We start from the raw sequence: 15,291 nt of genomic DNA on the forward strand, positions 1-15,291 counted from the left end.
TCGACGGCGGTGCGGGGCTCGGCGGTCATGTCCATCTCCAGGGGCTTGGGCGGGTCAGGGGTGGGGGGTGCCCGGGGTCTCCCCCGGGCCGGGGTCCCAGTGCTTAGAGGGTGGCGAGGGCGTCGTCGCGGAGGTCGGGGCGAATGTTGGTGATCGCGGCGGCGAGGATGGCGGCCATCTGGTCGCGGGTGGGGGTCTGCTCGGTGGCGGTGGTGGTCATTTCGGCTCCTCGTGTTTCGCGCTTCCCGATGCCAATTACATTAGGCCAATCGCGTTAGGCGGTCAACAGGTTTGGCCAAATTGACAAGGCCAATCCGGTTAGGCATCATGCGGGAGTGAACGACGACGAGATCAAGGCGATCGTCCCCGCCTACGAAGCAGCCTGCGAAGCCGCCCTGCAGGAGCGCGACGCCACGCTCCGCCGCGCCATAGCCGAGGGCCACAAGCAGGTTGACCTCATCAAACTCACCGGCCTCAGCCGAGAAACCATCCGCCAGGCCCTCGACCCCGCAGCCCGTGAGGCTGTCCGCCAAGCCGCGGTCGAGCGACGCGCTGCCCGTAAGGCCCAGCAAAAGCCGTAGCCGCCTCACCCCTCCTCCTCAGCGAGGAGGTCTCCCTGCCCCGGGACGTCTCCGCCGGCGCGGCCCCGAATGTAAGACCGTCGAGGGCTGGGCTGGATAAGGCCGCGCTTTCGGGCGCAGCACGGCCCGTACCCTCGGGCGATCGACACAGGGTCTGTGAGGCGCTTCGGGCACGCCCTGCACCGGACGGATCGGGGCGTGCTCTCGGAAGCGTCCGTGGTGGAGTCGTCACCGAGGTCGAGCTGGGTCACGGCGTCGCGCCCCACTGCCGGTTGAGGAGGGCCATCGGCTCCCCTGGCCGGTACGTCCGGCGGTCAAGGTCGAGGATCGCCGCGGCGATGTCGTCCGCGGTGACCGGGAGGACGTCCCCCAGATGGCGGGCGAGGTCGACGACCCGGCGGAGAGCCTGCTCGGCCTCACACTGGTCGCTGCGGTGGGCGCGTAGAGCCTCCGCGTCCTCCTCGGTGACGTCCTCCCCGCGGAGCTCGTCCAGAGAGACGAGCGGAGCCCGCACAGAGCCAGCAGCGGTCAGAGCGACCTGGGCGTCTTCCCGGCGGCACATACAGGCGCTGCAGGCGTTGAAATCGCAGCGGCGCCCGATAATGGCGAAGGCGATCTCCTCGGCAGCCTGGCGGCGGGCCTGTTCGGCGATGAACGGGGCCGCGGCGTCGACGAGGCTTGTGGCGAATGCGCGTGCTCGGCCTGGCGACTCGACCAGGCCGAGTTCCTGGAGGCGTGACGCGACCTCAAGCACACCAGGCGGCCAGGGCCTCGGCTCGTTCGTGGCTGCGTCGAGAATGTCAGGCATGGTGGGCGCCCTTCCTACCGCGCCCGCTGTACCACGGCAGCGCGAGCCCGTCGTTGGCTCGCCGGGGCACAATGTGCAGGTGCAGGTGGAACACGCTTTGCGTCGCTTCCCGCCCCGCCGAGGTGATGATGTTGCACGGCGGCTCGGCGAGCTCCGCTGCGGCACGCATGGTGATCGCCGATACGGCGGGGTCCTCGGCCACGTCCGCGACGTGCCGCTTCGGGATCACCAGGATGTGTCCGTCGACCACGGGGTCCAAGGGGATGAAGGCGAGCGCGTCGTCCCACTCGCGGACGACTGTTGCGGGAGCTGTTCCAGCGACAATCTGGCAGAACACGCAGGATTCAGGCACGGCTGACCCCCGTTTCGTCCACGACCTCTACCTGGGTATCCAGCGGGAGCTGGTCAATGAACTGGGCGTCGCCGAACCGGGCCTGCTTGTCAGCGAGCGCCTCCAGCGCGGCGCGGGCTACCTGCTCCGCCTCGGTGCCGGACAGGGCGATCGGCCGTCCCTCAGCGGTTGCGGCGAGAGCCCGTTCTTCAAGGTTGAGACGCACCTGCTGGCGGATAGCAGCCTCAGCAGCTCGGAGGGCGGTGGCAGGAATCTCAGGCATTGGTCTTCCCCTTCTCGATCTCGTCGGCGGCAGCGAGCAGCACCGCAACGATGCTGGTTCCGTCGATCAGGCGGGGGTGGCGGTCGATAAACCGGCGGGTGGCAGGTCGCCAAGGGTCGTCGTCCTCGGTGAGCGCCCTGATCTGCCGGACGACCTCGCGGCGTTCGTGCTGGCGAACCAGCTCGCGATACCTGCCTGTCATCTCCGACGTCAATCCGCATGTGTCACAGGAAGCCACGTCGCCGGTCCAGGTGACGTCCTTGTGGGCCTTGTTGAGGCACGCCCAGAAGCGGACACGAAGATTGGCGAAGAGTTCAAGGAGATCCCACTCGTCCTCAGGGACGTCAGACATGCTCGCCTCCTCGTTCGGCGAGGGCTTCAGCCACGGTGTGGCCGTTGCAGGTCATGTTGGGGGCGACCTGTTGAGCGATGGCCAGCGCTGTGTCCATGTCGAATCGGTGCGTGGCCAGCCAGGCGTCTTCGCGGTTAGACGGGGAGGGTTCGTAGTCCTTGACGCCGTTGGCGTCGTAGGCGTACGGCCCATCCATGACGGCCCACAGGCCGCGCCCCCGGTACTCCACGGTGAGGGTGTAGTGGCGGGCGTTGATGTCGTCCTCGGGCAGGCATGACACGTCGTACCGAGTGGGGCGAACGAAGACCTCGGGATCAGTCATGGTCGCCTCCGAACAGGCGGCGAGCGGCCTCTGCCGGGGAGGCGCCGAGCAGGTCCACCTCCGTGGCGAGGAGGCGAAGACGGAGGGCTTCGGACTCCTCGCTGAGCTTGGCCGTGTCCTCCACTGCGGGGAGACGCACGTGGATTCCCTCGCCGGAAGTGGGTGGCGCCGACATCGCGGCCAACACCTCGGCGGGCGGCGCTACGGGCTCGACGCGGGGCGTGAAGTCCAACTCGGCGCGGCGCCGAGCCAGGCGCTCCCACAGCGCTTCGAAGGCTTTCCCAGGGAACATCGGTGATCTTGTCCTTTCGGGGTGAGGCCCGCCCCACAGAAGGGGACGGGCAGGGGAAGGTCAGTCAGCGACGAGTTGGCGCACCTCGTGGGCAGCCCGTTCGAAAGCGAGGCGCCGTGCACGGTCGTCGGAAGGGCGGGCATCTCGGGCAGCGAGGAGTTCCTCGCTGCGGGTGTGCGCGCGGTCCCGGATCGCAACGAGCGCGGCCTGGAGCTGGTCCCGCGCGGCGCGGTCGGCGTTGTGCTCTCGCTCCTGGGTGGCAAGTCGCTGCGCCAGCTCGGCGACGGTGGCTACAGCGGTGTTCCGCTCGGCGCGGAGCCGGTCTCGCTCGCTCTCAGCCTCGCGAAGACGCACGAGAACGCTCTTCATGCGTTCGCCCATCCAGGCGGTCAGGTTCAGGCAGTAGAGGTCTTCGCCCTGACCCGGCTTCGGGTGCTCATGGGCTTCGCGGTCAAGCACGGTCTCCGCGAGGTGGTCGATCAGCTCATCCGTCGCGGCTCGGTTACCGAGGGCGGCGAGCTGGGTGCCAGTGGGGGAAATCAGTCGATCAGCGGTCAAGGCGCTTCTCCTATCGGGGGTAGGCCCGCCCTCACCCGAGGGCGGGCGAAGGTCAGGCTTCGTCGACGAGGTCGAACCGGTCGTCGATGCTGGTGGTCATGCGCGGGCTTCTTCTGCGTGGAGGGCGGCGCGGAGTCGGCTGCCGATCCAGTGCCCGACCGGAGGGCTGACGGCGTTGCCGAAGCCGTCAACCTGGTCGCGTGCTGAGCCCCAGACGGTGAAGGTGCCGGGGCGGCCAGCGAAGTCGACGTCGAAGCCACAGCCTCGGCCGACCTCGTGCGGGCCCATCATGCGGAAGTAGCAGTCTTCGAGCTTCAGGGTGGCGAGGACCTCGCGCCATTCGGCGTGGGGTAGTTCGGTACCGTCCTGCTCGTGCCAGCCGGAGAAGAGCATGCTCTGGGTGATCGCGGATCCAACGACAGTGCCGAGTGGGTCGTCGAGGCCGTGGGCGCGGTACTTCGCCTCGTCAATCGACCCGTTGTTCTTGATGGTCCCGGCTGCGGTGAGCACGCCGGGGGTCTGATCGGACGTGACGGTCGGCATGGCTTCGGCGTGCGACGTTGGGGTGGTGTTCTTCCGGAACGGGAGGACACCGGTAGAGAGCAGCGACAGGGTCTCCGAGCCGCCCTGTGTGGGGAGCGTCTCGTTGACGCCACGAGGTGCGCCCTGGAAGTTGTTCACCGCGAGCAGGACTGCCTTCTCGGGCGTGCTCGTGACCTTGTCCATCGGCCGGGTGATGTGCTGGCCGTCGCCGTTGTGACGATGCGCGACCATCACCTGTTTGGTCACCATGGCGGCCGGGGGCGTGCGCAACGCCTGAGCCTTGGCCGGCATGAGCACGGCGGGAAAGTCGGCGAACCGCTGCCTGCATCGCTCAGCCCTGGCCATGGTGGCTGGCGCGAGCGGACTGAGGACGATCTCGCCGGTCTCCTTGTCCTTGAACTCTCGAAGCGGCTTGTCGCCGATCTTGATGCCGAGGTTGGAGAGGTCAAGCGCGTGCAGCGACGGCGCGAACGGAGGCACCACGAGGCCCCTGCATGAGGGGCACCGATACTCGTACTGCTTGCCGTAGCGGACGCTGCCGGTGGGCGGGATCCCGGTCTTCCAGGTCCACACGGCTTGCACGAGGGTGTCGCAGAAGGAGCACCACGACTCGGGCCGGTGGTCGAGGTCCGGGGTGGGCAGGTGCTTGTCCCAGAAGGCGATGTAGATCCGGTCTCGGGACTGTGGGACGCCGAAGAACATCGAGTTCAGGTAGAGGACACGGTGCTTGTAACCCAAGGTGCCGAACTGCTTGATCCACCAGCGGAAGGTGGAGCCGTCGCCATACTTCTTGCCCTGCGCCGCCGGACCCCACGAGGTGAGTTCGGTGGTGCACTCGACGAGGATCATCCGAGGGTGATGCTGCGCGGCGTAGTGGAGCACGCAGTTATGCACGATCACCCCGTCGGCGACGAAGCTGTGGTCCTCCTCGACTTCGATGTCGAAGACCTCGGCCTCGTGGCCCTGGTTAACCACGGAGCGCACGGCGCCAACGCACCGGCCGTCGATAGTGGCGATCGTCGATGCGCGCCGCTGCTCAGCCATCCACTGCACCACCCACGTTGGGCGGGTGGTGCCAGTTCGGCCTTCGATGCGCCACGGCCTGGACGTCCTGCATCCCAGGGTGGGCCGGTAGCCGAGGGTTTGGAGCAGCAGTTTCATCCCCACGGCGAGCCGACGGCTCACCGTGGTGCACGACCCCCGTCGGCCGTCCAGCGAGGAGCAGCCGTCGGCTGACAGGTACCCCTCTACGAGCGCCTTCCGGTGCTCGATGTCCATGCTCAGAGCCCACGACGGGATCGTTTTGCCGTGGGCGAGTTCGCCGAAGTGAGTCATCAGCCAACGGGCGAGCGGTCCGCTGCCACGCAGTTCGTACTGGACGGTGGTCGCGGTCTCGGTCGCCCGCGCGTCCCATCGGCCGTCCAGTTCGGCTCGCTCGGCGTGCCCGCAGCAGATGCCGACCATCTCTCCGGACGGTGTGCAGTGGCGGATCCAGCCGTCGCCGAGCCACCGTCCGACGGTCCACCAGAAGTGGTCGCCGTACTCCCAGCCTTCGGGTGGGGCCGGAACGGCGGCGGCCGGGAACTCGACGGGCGACTGCCAGGCGTGGCCGACGAGGTCGCCAGCAGGGGTCCATGTCTCGTCCGCGCCGAACGTCCAACCACGGCTGCTCAGCGTCGCGGGGCGGGTCAGGAATTGGTGGTTGGCCGTCACGTGCAGGGCAGTGTGACCGCGCCCCTTCACCGTGACGATCGGGGCGCGGCGCGACATCGTCGCGGTCACGCGCCGCCACCGGTTGCGGTGCGTCAGCACCTCGTCCCCGACGGCCACCTGCTCGATCGGCACCATGCCCCGGCGTGCGACGACGACCGTGCCCGCCGGGAAGCAGTTCGCTGTGGCGCGGTCGCGTTCTGACCTGGTGACGCGTTCGTTGAAGTCAGGGTCGTCGAAGTCGAACAGCGACAGGCCCTGCGCGTAAGCCTTTTGGGTGTTCGCAACCGAGTGATTAGTGCAGCTCACGCCTGCGACAAGGAGGTCAGCTGGGGGAAGGTCTCTGGCGGAGTGGTAGTCGGACGATTCCGGGTTGATCAGGTCCGCAATCCAGTGCTCGGCGTGCGGGTGGTTGGCCTCGTGGACCTCGACCTTGTAGGAGTTATGGTTCGCCGCCATGATCGTGGTGAATCCCGCGAGCTCGATGCCCTTCGTGAGGCCGCCGAAGCCGGAGAACAGGTCTACGGCGATGAGCTCGTCGTGGCGGAACCGGCGCCGGCGCACGGCGGGGCGATGTGTCGCAACACGGCGCTGTTGCGAAGGGCGGCGACTCACCGAGACTCCTTCCGCGGAGCGTGCAGGCTGCATCGGCGGCGGTCGAGACCGTATTGCCGCCTCAAAGCCGTCAAGACGAGTCCCATTTGGGTCCTTTCGTGCTTGTTATTCGTTCTGGAGTTCCCATCAGGATCAAAAATGGGAACTGGCTGACGATCTGGAAGGCCGTAGAGGTCCGAGACAAGATCGAATCCGCAGGCCCTCAGTCGTGGACCCGCCACCCACCTACGCCCGCGAGCGACGATCCTGGATGCCCTCTCGGGGCTCTCCAGCCCCTCCGGTCACCGCACCCTCGTCCGTGTCTTGCCGCACACCCGGCACCGCTCGGTGATCACCCGGCCGATCGCCTCGATGACCTCCCACCGGTGGAGGTGCATCAGCCCGACGCCCCGGTCTCCCCGCCCTGAGGGCGGGCGGAAAGGGCGGCAGCGCCATGCACAGGGCAGTCCGGATGCGCAAGAGCAACCCCGCTCCCCCGCACAACGGTGATGTCGATGCCGACCTCATGCGCGTAGAAGCAAATGCCGTTGCAACTCGGCTCAGAGGCGGGGATGGGCTCGACATGGGTGAGGCCGATGCCTCCCGCGTACCCCTCGACGGAGACCACGGGAGTGCCGGACCCGAGCACCCACGCCGGGGTCCGGGTACGGGAGGCGCGGCCCTCACCCTCACGCCAGCCCGGCCAGTAGCGGACCGGAGTCCCAACCGGGTGATCCGCGTTCCAGGCGACGGCGCCGTCCCGGTACCAGCACCAAGGCTTCCCCGCCTTCTCGGGGGCGCTCACGTGCTTGCGGGGGCCGCCGGATCGGCACAGCCCGGAGTGGCCTTCCTCGTGGGCGCACACATCCCCGTGCTCGCTCACCGCCCCACAGGCGGTCCACGCTTCAGCGGTGCTCACCGTGCGAACACCTCGCCGCCGTTCTCGGCCGCGGCCTGGCACGGCCACTGCGACACGCTGCCCTCGTCCCAGCAGACCGCGCAGACCCACAGCTGAGGGGTGCCGCTCTCCGTCCACTGCGGGACGTGAAAACGGGCCGGGAGCTTCTGCCGCTCTTCCAGCGTCTCCGGCAGCTGCTCGTAGTAGGGCTGGTCAGGGGCTTCCATGAGGATGGCGCGCACGTCCCGCCCGACCTCGCGGCGGTGAGTTCTGACCAATTCCTTGATCGCGTGGGTGACGGTGTAGCTGCGGTACGCGTGGGACTCATGCTCCGCAACAGGCTCGACCAGGACAACGTGGCCGTCGTCGAGCGAGTTGGAGACGATCATCTCCAGGTCTTCGGCGCAGGCCGTCGTGGGATTGAAGCGGCCATCGGGCCAGGACAAGCGGGCGACCGCAGGTACGGACTCGGTGTGGTCCTCGTTGCGGCAGTAGACGATCTCGGGCGTTTCGGTCATCGGGGATCTCCTTCGTTGATCTCGGTGGGGGTGGGGTGGGCGTAGACGACCGGGCCGCCGTCGATGCGGGCCCGCCGCTCCAGCTCGCGGGCCCACCCCTCGTCGGAGTTGCGCTCCGCCACCGTCCGGGCGATCGCGGCATCAAGCGCGTCCTGGGCGGCCTGCTCGCGGAGCCGCCCGTACTTCGCCTCCAGTTCGGCGAGGCGGGCCAGCGCTTCGGCGTCTGGCACGAGCGGGGCCACGTCTGCGGACAGGACGCTGTGCTCCAGCGGGAACCGCACCCACCCGATGAGCTGATCGGTCTGCCCTTTGGCGCGGCGGCCGACATCCAGGCGGGCGTTGCGCAGCTCGCAGAGCCGCTGCCATGCAGCCTGCTGGTCGGCCGTCAAGCCGTCGTGCCAGCGGGACCGGTCGAGAGGCTTCGCGGGCGGCGGCCACGGCAGTTGCCTCTGGAGCCGCTTGATCTCCGCCGTGAGAGGCGTCCGCACCGAGGCGGACAGGCTCACGTGCAAGCGGTCCATCTCGGCCACCTCGTCGGCGGTCAGGTAGTGCTCGGCGCCTTCCGGCACCCTCTCCAGCGGCATGCACGCCGTACGGACCGACCGTTCAGCAGCAGCCGCCCACTCCTCACGGGAAGGCCAGACGCGGGTCACGGGGTCTCCTCAGCTTTCCGATCTTGGATGGGCGGGTCCGGTGGTCCCGGCTGCGACAGCAGCCGGTCCAAAAGGGCGATCACGGCTTCTCCTCCGTGTCCCCAACCTGGGGACAAACAGGGACAGGGTCAGGCGGTCCGGGACGGTCGAGCAGCCTCCGCAGGATCAGCAGCAGGCACCGGAAGTCATCCGCCCACACAGGTTCCGTCCGCGGGTCCGGCTGTTCTGGGCGCATCCGCTCGGCCTCCAGTGCGGCGAGGCGCTCGGCCAGCTCGTCGGTCGGCGCGGTCACGGGATGTCCCCCGTCCGCTCGGCGGCTTTGAGGGCGGCCGACCCGTCAGCACACGCCTGCTTCGCCGCGGCGAGCGCTTCAGCGTGCCGCTGAGGGTCCCCCACCACCCGCGGGCCCGGCCGTTGCGGGTCCAGCGGTGCCGGAACCAGCTCCGCGGGGCGGGCCTCCGGGTCGACCACCAGGCGCACCAGGCCGACGAGCGCCTGGGGCCAGGTCTGGCCGTGGACCTTCGCGTCCACGAGGGCGGCCTGCACGTCGGCCGCAACCCAGTCGCGCCGGACCGCGACCGCCAAAGCGATCAGCTCCGAAACAGCGGCGAAGACTTCCGGCCGGTCGTCGGTCTTCGTCATGACGGCCGCCTGCTCAGGTCGACGAGCTCACCGGGCGCAGTCCACCCGGCGTCGAGCAGGGTGCCGACAATGCGGCTAGCGAGCGCCGAGGCGGTCAGCTCGACCGGGAAATCCGGGAACGCGTCCGGGTTGAGCTTGCGGCCCTCGATGACGTTGGCGTGGGCCTCGATGAGGACCCTCACGCTCATCTCGGCGAACGCGATCGGGGCGTAGCCCAGCTCGTAGGCCTGCTGGGCGAGAGGGCTGATGTCGGTCATGCGGTCCTCCGTTCCGGAGTGAGTTCGGGGTGGTCTGCGAGAACGAGGCGAGCGACAGCGATGGTCAGTGCTTCGCCTCGTGGTGAGTCGCGCCCCTTGGCAGCCGCTTTGGCTCTGATGGCCTCGGTGTAGGCGGGGATGCGGGACAGGACCTGATTCACGATCTTGAAGGCGGTTGGGTAATCAAGATCGGCCGAAGGCTCGCAGCGTTCGGCCGTCTCTCCTTCCACCTCAGCGCCGTACGGAGAGAACCCCGAGTCTTGGCTAGGTGATTGGCTAGGTGCATGGCTAGGTGGGGGGCAACTGTTGCCGGTGGTTCCGGTAACAGTTGCCGGTGGTTCCGGTAACAGTTGCCGGTGGTTACCTCCGGGTAATGGATTTTCCGGGGCGTCGCCCACAGGGTTCTCCACAGATTCGGACCCGTTTTCCACAGGACCACCGGCAGGAGATGCCGGTGGGGCACCCTCCGAACCACCGGCATCTGTTGCCGGTGCCTTGGTGCGCTTCTGCCTCGTCTTCGGCGCGGGCGGAGCCATCTCCTCGCCGCCCTGAGTGATCCGGCGGCGCTTCGGATCCCACATCGGCACCCGGCTCTCCAGGTCCTCCGGGAAGGTCAGCCGGTACTCGTCCGCCTTGTCCCGCAGCCCCGTTGCCGAGGCGTGGAACGTCCGCACGATGAGGCCGACCTCACGCAGCTTGGTCAGCGCGTCCCGAACCGTCCGCTCCCCCAGCTCGGTGTCCTTGATAAGCAGCGCCTCACCAGGACGTACATCAGAGCCATCCGAACTGGCGTAGTTCGCCAGCGTGTAAGCAACGAGCTTCACCGTGGACCCCAGCAAGCACCGGGCGACAACCGTTCGCCAAGTCAGCGGGTCCATCGGTTCCAGCCCGTCCGGGAGCGCGCTCATGAAGTCCTTCGAGAAGTACTGAGATGGGATTTCGGATCGGAGCGAGGCGGCCCGCCGCGAGCAGGCCGCCCCGCCGGGGTGCTACTTCAGGCGCTCCCACTCGATGACCTCGTAGCGGCCGAAGCCCTGCGAACGGGAGGCGCCGATGCCCTGCTGCTCACCGGTGAGCCAGAGCATCGCCCACTGCTCGTCGGTGAAGTCGTGGTCGCTGACGACGGTGAAGGAGACTTTGGCGTTCTCCACGTACTCCTCGTACTGGATGCCGCTCCCCCGCCAGGTGTGGACGAAGCGCTGCACAATGCCGGTCGGCTCGCTGACCCCCAGATAGAGGCGGTCTTCCAGGACGAACACGTGCTCGCTGATGTAGCCGAGCAGCCCCTTACCGGTCATGCCCCATTTCTTCAGCGGCAGCTTCCCGGCCGCTCCGGCGACGGAGGCGGCTTCCTTGATGGCGGCCTTGGCCTGGCGCCCCTCGATGTAGAGGCCCTTCTCGTCGCGCTTGAAGCCATTGAGGTGCTTAAGGGAGTCGACTTCCTTGGCGGCCTCTTCGGCGGTGATGCCTCGCTCGACCATGGTGGTGGCGACGGCCTCGCGGATCAGGTCGTCGCGGTCGCTCAGCTTGGTCTTCAACCATCCTTCGGCGACCTTCGGGTCGCTGGGGGTGCCGCCTGCGATGGTGCCGACGAGCAGGGTGACGGTGAAGCGGTGGGGCCAAGCCTTCTGGCGGTACTCAGCGAAAGCGCTCATGAGAGCGGTCCTTTCTTGTAGTTCTTGATGACCTTGGGGTGGGTGGTCGGGGTCGGAGCGGTCTGTGGGGGGACGGGACGGGTAGTCGGTGTGGGGCGAAGAGGACAGGCGGGCGCTGGGGCGGGCGGGGGAGGCACGTCGGGCTGAGAGGACGGGAGCGGCCTAGTTCGGGGGTGGGATGGGAAGTCGGGTAGCAGGGGGTCGGCGAGTAGAGGTGCAGGTACGGGTAGTCGGGCCGGGATGGCATGACGTGGGCTGCGGCGAGGGCTGGGAAGTCGTCGGGGGTTGGGCTGGCGGGGGGCGGGACGGGTTGGCAAGGACCGGTGAGGGTTGTCAGCGTGGAGCGGAAAGTCGAGACGGGACGAGTCGCGCAGGAGATGAGTGGGGCGGGGTAGTCGGAGCGGCGGGGTGAGGGATGAGGAGTCCTGGGATGAAGTGGCGAGGGAAGTCGGCGTGGCTTGGGTAGACGGGGCACGGCGGGAGGCGGGAAGGCGGGGGAAGTCGGGTTGGCTCTGTGGGGGTGCCGGGCTGTGTAGGGAAGTCGGGTGGGGCTGGAAAGTTCTGGGACAGCCGGGGATTGGGTAGTCGAACTGGGACGAGGAGTTGGGGGTTGGAGTGGGCCGTCGGGATGGGGGAGCGGGGACGGGAAGAAGCGGGCAGGCGAGGGCTGTCGTACCGGGGCGAGCAGGCGAGCGGAGGCGGGGGAAGTCGAGCTGGGCGGGGACGCGGAGCGAGTAGGCACGGGGAGTCGAGCAGGGCTGGACTGGGCGCAGGAGGGATGGCGCGGGGCGGAAAGTCGGCAGGAGTGGGGCGTGCTGACTTGTCACGGGCTGGGGAGGGATGTCGATTCGGGATGGGGAGCTCTGCGGCGGAATGACGTGGGCAGTCGTCGGGGGTTGGATAGGGCCGATGAGGCACGGGGAGGGAAGTCGAAGGGCGCAGGGAAGGGTGGAGGAGGCCTGGGTTGTCGGGCAGGGTCGAGTCGGATTGATCGGTGCGGGTAAGTCGGGCGGTGCGGAGCGGGTCGTCATCGGGGTGGGTAGTCATGACCGCGTCTCGCATCACTTGGTGAACGAAGCCCACATGGCAGCGAGCTGCTGCTCAGTGAAGTGATCGGCCACGGTGCCGTCGCCGACCTTCTTCGCCAGCGCTTTGAGGAACATCTCGTGCATCGCGGCCTCGCGCTTCGTCTGCTCGTAGCCCGCGGCAACGAACAGCAGGTCGTCGGCGGTCATGTCGGCTAGCCGCTTCCTGGAGCCGTCTTCGATCACGAACGGCATCACCAGGAATGACGTCAGCGCCTGTCCGTTTCCTACTTGGAACGACTCGGCCGCCTCAGCGAACGCTGTACGGCGGGCGCGCTGACGGGTCACCGAACGAGTCGAACGGTCTCGGTCGTTGATCGCCTGCCACACGAAGTGCTCCGCCTGCTGGTCCAACCAGCCGTACAGCAGCCCCGGATCAACGGCCCTCAGCTTGCGGACGATGGACTGTGCCGCGATGGGCGAGGAGTAGGGACCTCTCGCGGTCTCAGCGTCGATCACCCTCCGCATCTCAGCGACATAGTTGCGCTCTTCGACTGGTTCGAGGCGTGCTGGTTCTGCCACTTCAGGAGCTCCTGTCGCTCGGACGTTCGATTCGATAATACTTACATGACCTCATGATGTCACATCATGAACTTGCCTTATGATGTAGGGGCGGGACGTGACCGCATGACCTGACCGTGCGACCATGGAGACGTGACTCCGGATGAAGAGGCAGAGATGATTGCGGCCCTGATCAAGGCGGCGCGGGCCGACAAGCGCGCCGAAGCCGCCAAGGAGCGCGCCCGCCTCACGCTGCGCGAGGTGATCCTCCAAGCCGCAGCCGCCGGCATGGGCACCACGAAAATCACGCGAGCTATCGAGCACCGCTACGCCGAGGGGCATGTCTCGCGCATCGTCAACGGCAAAGCCTGAGCCGCCGCTTCTGGTTCTTCCGCTGAGCCTTCTTCTTGAGTCCCTCCCCGAGAAGGGGAGGGCAGAGAAAGGCCTGGTCATGACGCCTCCTCGCTCGGCCAGCGGCACACCTTCGCCGAGGTCTTAGGAGCTCCCTCGGCGAGCAGGCGGTCCCGGAGGAACTCGGCGTCGTTGCGGTCGTCGTAGGGGCCGATGAGGATGACTTCGCCGGGGATGGTGGCGTGGAGGATCCGCACCTTGCCGCTGCGCTCGAAGCGGACCCGGTACGGCTGCCACCAGGTGACGGTGTCGGGGGCGTAGAAGGCCAGGTGGATCTCGTTGAGCTCGACGGCCCACGCGGTTGGCGCCTTCAGCGATCGGGGCGGCTTGGGAGCGAACAAGGCGAGTTGGTTTGCGCCGAACCCTGGGCCGCTCATGACGCCTCCGCCCAGTGGTTCAGTTCGTGCCAGGCGGCGAGTTCCCGTAGCCGGGTAAGCACTCCCGTCGGCTCAGCGGCGAGGAGATCGATGCCGCACTCCTCGTGCGGGCACGGCATCGACAACCTGCCGTCGACCACGGTCACCGTGTACGCGTCCAGCGGGGCCGCCGTGTGGGCGACGGCAGCAGGGTTGAACCGGTAGCCGACCCCGTAAAAGCTGGTGATGTAGCGCGACTCGTCTGCAGGGTCGCCAAGTTTGACGCGGAGGCGGCGGACAGCTGGAGCGACTCTTTGCGGAAGCCCAGCCCATGTACCACTGAGGTGCTCGGCCAGTTGTTCGGCTGCCAGCGCTGTGCCTGCGTGCTCGACGAGAACGGCGAGGAGCTGGAACTCGACCGGCGACAGGTGGATGAACCGGTCGCCGAGCATGACTCGGCCGGTCTCCAGGTCGACGTGAACGAGCGCGAGCGGCCGGACACCGAGGTTGGTGTACAACCCTCCTGCGCCCCTGCGGGGTCCCGAGATCGTCACGGGGTCACCTCCACAATCTCGATCCCGGCCTGGGCTGCTCGGCGCATGCAGTCCCGGGTCCCCAAAGAGCGGCCCTGAGGGGCGGCGATGACGAGGTCTGCGCCGAGGGCGACCATCGCAGCGTTGCGGCGAGGTCCTGCTCCACGGCCGGTCGCCCAGTCGGCGGGGTACCGCTCCACCTCGACTCCGTTGCGGCATGCCCAGGCGTCAGCCAGACGGTCGGCGCCGCGGGCGTGGCCGTGAACAATGACGATGGTTCCGCCGAGGGCGACGACATCGTGCCAGGTGTCGAGGAGCGCCGCCTCGAGGACAGCGGCGTCAGTGAACCGTCTGGAGCCGGTGACGAGGATCCGGTAGATCACGCTGACCTCCGCTCCAGGTGAGCGGGGAAGTCCTCTAGCAGCTGGTAGTTGGCGCGCAGCTCGTCGAGGGGGAGGGTGGCGGTGCGGGTCCACGATTTGTCCGTCTGGTAGTCCATGCCTCGGGCGGCGTCGTCGGTGACGTCGGTGACGATGAAGCGCCGTGAGAGCTCGGCACGGCGGGCCCAGAGTTGGGCGCGGCGGATGGGGCCGGTGAACGGCTCGGTGGGGGCCGCGGGATGGTGCGCGGCTTCGACACGGTCGGCGCCGCGGCGCAGAATGGCGGCCTGCCGGATGTGGACGTCGGCATCGGCGGGCTTACCGGCTTGCCGAAGCATCTCGGCTTTCGCGTCGTGGATGTCGGCGCGGGCGCGCTGTGCAGCCAGCCACGTTGCTCGTTGAGCGGGGTCGCAGGCGAGACAGGTGGGGCCGTGAGGCTGGTGGTGGGTCATGCTGCGGCCTCTCCTGCCACCGCCGTCTGTGCAGGGATCACCAGGACCTCGTAGCCCGCTACTTCGAGGTAGCGCTGCACGCTGGCCAAAGTCGGGCCACGGCCAGAGCCGGGACGCCAGGCTCGGGCGCGGTATTCGAGGAGACTGGCTCCACAGGTGGTGAGGCAGAGTCGTCTGGACAGTGCGAACCCAGTCAGTCCCGCCGCGGCACGTAGCTCCCCCAGGCGGGGCAGCGCGTTCAGCAGGTCGCACACGGTCCGTTCGGCCCGGACGACGACGATGCGGTGGTGAAGGAACGCAGCGTAGGCGGTGACATCCGTCACGCTGGGGCTGTGGAGACCGGCCTCCCACCCGTAGACGGTGTCGAGGCGCACGCCGATAGCTGCGGCGGGGATGCGGCAGGGAATGTCGCGGTCGGTGCGCAGCTGGCCGAGCCGTTGCGGGATGGAGATGGGCAGGGTCGTGATCATGCGGCCTCCTCGGGGAGCGAGGCGGTGTGCTGGGGTGCCCGGCCGCGGGTGGCGGCTGGGCTGGTGGGAGTGGCGCGGTCAGGCGCCGCTGCCTCAATCAAGACGC

General features: G+C 68.1%; 25 protein-coding genes. 2 read left to right on the forward strand and 23 right to left on the reverse strand.

From position 1 onward, the window contains the following. The first annotated feature begins 335 nt into the window (after window positions 1-335). Window positions 336-581, forward strand: a complete 246-nt coding sequence (locus tag AB0395_RS45565; RefSeq protein WP_366293775.1) for a hypothetical protein — start codon at window positions 336-338, stop codon at window positions 579-581. Window positions 582-586: 5 nt separating this feature from the next. Here the strand turns inward: AB0395_RS45565 and AB0395_RS45570 are convergent, their stop codons facing one another. The 18 genes from AB0395_RS45570 to AB0395_RS45655 form a co-directional block, all read right to left on the reverse strand. After that, complete coding sequence (locus AB0395_RS45570) at window positions 587-847, reverse strand: DUF6011 domain-containing protein (protein WP_366293779.1); 261 nt, start codon at window positions 845-847, stop codon at window positions 587-589. Next, entirely contained in the window at window positions 829-1,389 is a 561-nt protein-coding gene (locus AB0395_RS45575) for a hypothetical protein (RefSeq protein ID WP_366293782.1), read from the reverse strand. Before AB0395_RS45575 ends, AB0395_RS45570 begins: the two co-directional genes overlap by 19 nt. Beyond that, complete coding sequence (locus AB0395_RS45580; RefSeq protein WP_366293785.1) at window positions 1,382-1,741, reverse strand: HIT domain-containing protein; 360 nt, start codon at window positions 1,739-1,741, stop codon at window positions 1,382-1,384. Before AB0395_RS45580 ends, AB0395_RS45575 begins: the two co-directional genes overlap by 8 nt. Then, window positions 1,734-2,003, reverse strand: coding sequence for a hypothetical protein (locus tag AB0395_RS45585; protein ID WP_366293787.1), 270 nt, complete (start codon window positions 2,001-2,003; stop codon window positions 1,734-1,736). The genes AB0395_RS45580 and AB0395_RS45585 overlap by 8 nt, the downstream gene beginning before the upstream one ends. Further along, window positions 1,996-2,355: a hypothetical protein gene (locus AB0395_RS45590; protein ID WP_366293790.1), complete on the reverse strand. Its 360-nt coding sequence runs from the start codon at window positions 2,353-2,355 to the stop codon at window positions 1,996-1,998. Before AB0395_RS45590 ends, AB0395_RS45585 begins: the two co-directional genes overlap by 8 nt. Beyond that, entirely contained in the window at window positions 2,348-2,677 is a 330-nt protein-coding gene (locus tag AB0395_RS45595; protein WP_366293792.1) for a hypothetical protein, read from the reverse strand. The genes AB0395_RS45590 and AB0395_RS45595 overlap by 8 nt, the downstream gene beginning before the upstream one ends. Beyond that, window positions 2,670-2,969: a hypothetical protein gene (locus tag AB0395_RS45600; protein WP_366293794.1), complete on the reverse strand. Its 300-nt coding sequence runs from the start codon at window positions 2,967-2,969 to the stop codon at window positions 2,670-2,672. Before AB0395_RS45600 ends, AB0395_RS45595 begins: the two co-directional genes overlap by 8 nt. A 60-nt stretch (window positions 2,970-3,029) precedes the next feature. Further along, entirely contained in the window at window positions 3,030-3,527 is a 498-nt protein-coding gene (locus AB0395_RS45605; protein WP_366293796.1) for a hypothetical protein, read from the reverse strand. A 96-nt stretch (window positions 3,528-3,623) separates the two neighbouring features. Next, entirely contained in the window at window positions 3,624-6,344 is a 2,721-nt protein-coding gene (locus tag AB0395_RS45610; protein WP_366293799.1) for a DNA cytosine methyltransferase, read from the reverse strand. A gap of 427 nt (window positions 6,345-6,771) precedes the next feature. Next, on the reverse strand, window positions 6,772-7,293 hold the full coding sequence (locus AB0395_RS45615; RefSeq protein WP_366293801.1) for a hypothetical protein: 522 nt from the start codon (window positions 7,291-7,293) through the stop codon (window positions 6,772-6,774). Next, window positions 7,290-7,790, reverse strand: coding sequence for a hypothetical protein (locus AB0395_RS45620; protein WP_366293804.1), 501 nt, complete (start codon window positions 7,788-7,790; stop codon window positions 7,290-7,292). Before AB0395_RS45620 ends, AB0395_RS45615 begins: the two co-directional genes overlap by 4 nt. Next, window positions 7,787-8,443 (reverse strand): hypothetical protein, encoded by a 657-nt coding sequence (locus tag AB0395_RS45625; RefSeq protein ID WP_366293806.1) that lies wholly within the window; start codon window positions 8,441-8,443, stop codon window positions 7,787-7,789. The genes AB0395_RS45620 and AB0395_RS45625 overlap by 4 nt, the downstream gene beginning before the upstream one ends. Window positions 8,444-8,522: 79 nt before the next feature. Further along, window positions 8,523-8,735 carry a hypothetical protein gene (locus tag AB0395_RS45630; protein ID WP_366293808.1) on the reverse strand — a complete coding sequence of 71 codons (213 nt, stop codon included), beginning with the start codon at window positions 8,733-8,735 and terminating at the stop codon, window positions 8,523-8,525. Continuing rightward, window positions 8,732-9,085: a hypothetical protein gene (locus AB0395_RS45635; protein ID WP_366293811.1), complete on the reverse strand. Its 354-nt coding sequence runs from the start codon at window positions 9,083-9,085 to the stop codon at window positions 8,732-8,734. Before AB0395_RS45635 ends, AB0395_RS45630 begins: the two co-directional genes overlap by 4 nt. Further along, window positions 9,082-9,342, reverse strand: coding sequence for a hypothetical protein (locus tag AB0395_RS45640; RefSeq protein ID WP_366293814.1), 261 nt, complete (start codon window positions 9,340-9,342; stop codon window positions 9,082-9,084). The genes AB0395_RS45635 and AB0395_RS45640 overlap by 4 nt, the downstream gene beginning before the upstream one ends. Further along, window positions 9,339-10,250, reverse strand: coding sequence for a hypothetical protein (locus AB0395_RS45645; RefSeq protein WP_366293816.1), 912 nt, complete (start codon window positions 10,248-10,250; stop codon window positions 9,339-9,341). Before AB0395_RS45645 ends, AB0395_RS45640 begins: the two co-directional genes overlap by 4 nt. A gap of 81 nt (window positions 10,251-10,331) precedes the next feature. Next, the gene (locus AB0395_RS45650; protein WP_366293819.1) at window positions 10,332-10,997 is read right to left on the reverse strand and encodes a hypothetical protein; all 666 of its coding nucleotides are present in this window, start codon (window positions 10,995-10,997) and stop codon (window positions 10,332-10,334) included. Window positions 10,998-12,058: 1,061 nt separating this feature from the next. Further along, a complete protein-coding gene (locus tag AB0395_RS45655) occupies window positions 12,059-12,604 on the reverse strand; it encodes a hypothetical protein (RefSeq protein ID WP_366293821.1) in 546 nt (181 codons plus the stop codon). Between the two features lie 132 nt (window positions 12,605-12,736). Here AB0395_RS45655 and AB0395_RS45660 point away from each other — a divergent pair, with 132 nt between their 5' ends. Further along, window positions 12,737-12,955: a hypothetical protein gene (locus tag AB0395_RS45660; protein ID WP_366293824.1), complete on the forward strand. Its 219-nt coding sequence runs from the start codon at window positions 12,737-12,739 to the stop codon at window positions 12,953-12,955. 77 nt (window positions 12,956-13,032) lie between these two features. On the opposite strand, the gene AB0395_RS45665 is transcribed toward AB0395_RS45660, so the two are convergent. Genes AB0395_RS45665 through AB0395_RS45685 form a run of 5 tightly spaced genes read right to left on the reverse strand, consistent with a single transcriptional unit; the run spans window position 13,033 to window position 15,185 of the window. Further along, entirely contained in the window at window positions 13,033-13,371 is a 339-nt protein-coding gene (locus AB0395_RS45665; RefSeq protein ID WP_366293827.1) for a hypothetical protein, read from the reverse strand. Continuing rightward, window positions 13,368-13,904, reverse strand: coding sequence for a winged helix-turn-helix domain-containing protein (locus tag AB0395_RS45670; RefSeq protein ID WP_366293829.1), 537 nt, complete (start codon window positions 13,902-13,904; stop codon window positions 13,368-13,370). Before AB0395_RS45670 ends, AB0395_RS45665 begins: the two co-directional genes overlap by 4 nt. Then, window positions 13,901-14,266, reverse strand: a complete 366-nt coding sequence (locus AB0395_RS45675) for a DUF2493 domain-containing protein (protein WP_366293831.1) — start codon at window positions 14,264-14,266, stop codon at window positions 13,901-13,903. The genes AB0395_RS45670 and AB0395_RS45675 overlap by 4 nt, the downstream gene beginning before the upstream one ends. Continuing rightward, on the reverse strand, window positions 14,263-14,715 hold the full coding sequence (locus AB0395_RS45680) for a hypothetical protein (RefSeq protein ID WP_366293834.1): 453 nt from the start codon (window positions 14,713-14,715) through the stop codon (window positions 14,263-14,265). The genes AB0395_RS45675 and AB0395_RS45680 overlap by 4 nt, the downstream gene beginning before the upstream one ends. Beyond that, window positions 14,712-15,185 (reverse strand): hypothetical protein, encoded by a 474-nt coding sequence (locus AB0395_RS45685; RefSeq protein WP_366293837.1) that lies wholly within the window; start codon window positions 15,183-15,185, stop codon window positions 14,712-14,714. Before AB0395_RS45685 ends, AB0395_RS45680 begins: the two co-directional genes overlap by 4 nt. Between the last annotated feature and the right edge of the window lie 106 nt (window positions 15,186-15,291).

The organism is Streptosporangium sp. NPDC051023 (assembly GCF_040689595.1).
GTDB lineage: Bacteria > Actinomycetota > Actinomycetes > Streptosporangiales > Streptosporangiaceae > Streptosporangium.

Bases quoted from the DNA above. Each gene is read 5' to 3' on its own strand.
- AB0395_RS45640 (WP_366293814.1), bottom strand. From the start codon at position 9,342: ATGACCGACATCAGCCCTCTCGCCCAGCAGGCCTACGAGCTGGGCTAC.
- AB0395_RS45600 (WP_366293794.1), bottom strand. From the start codon at position 2,969: ATGTTCCCTGGGAAAGCCTTCGAAGCGCTGTGGGAGCGCCTGGCTCGG.
- AB0395_RS45595 (WP_366293792.1), bottom strand. From the start codon at position 2,677: ATGACTGATCCCGAGGTCTTCGTTCGCCCCACTCGGTACGACGTGTCA.
- AB0395_RS45645 (WP_366293816.1), bottom strand. From the start codon at position 10,250: ATGAGCGCGCTCCCGGACGGGCTGGAACCGATGGACCCGCTGACTTGG.
- AB0395_RS45590 (WP_366293790.1), bottom strand. From the start codon at position 2,355: ATGTCTGACGTCCCTGAGGACGAGTGGGATCTCCTTGAACTCTTCGCC.
- AB0395_RS45575 (WP_366293782.1), bottom strand. From the start codon at position 1,389: ATGCCTGACATTCTCGACGCAGCCACGAACGAGCCGAGGCCCTGGCCG.
- AB0395_RS45650 (WP_366293819.1), bottom strand. From the start codon at position 10,997: ATGAGCGCTTTCGCTGAGTACCGCCAGAAGGCTTGGCCCCACCGCTTC.
- AB0395_RS45680 (WP_366293834.1), bottom strand. From the start codon at position 14,715: ATGACCCACCACCAGCCTCACGGCCCCACCTGTCTCGCCTGCGACCCC.
- AB0395_RS45685 (WP_366293837.1), bottom strand. From the start codon at position 15,185: ATGATCACGACCCTGCCCATCTCCATCCCGCAACGGCTCGGCCAGCTG.
- AB0395_RS45585 (WP_366293787.1), bottom strand. From the start codon at position 2,003: ATGCCTGAGATTCCTGCCACCGCCCTCCGAGCTGCTGAGGCTGCTATC.
- AB0395_RS45635 (WP_366293811.1), bottom strand. From the start codon at position 9,085: ATGACGAAGACCGACGACCGGCCGGAAGTCTTCGCCGCTGTTTCGGAG.
- AB0395_RS45665 (WP_366293827.1), bottom strand. From the start codon at position 13,371: ATGAGCGGCCCAGGGTTCGGCGCAAACCAACTCGCCTTGTTCGCTCCC.
- AB0395_RS45620 (WP_366293804.1), bottom strand. From the start codon at position 7,790: ATGACCGAAACGCCCGAGATCGTCTACTGCCGCAACGAGGACCACACC.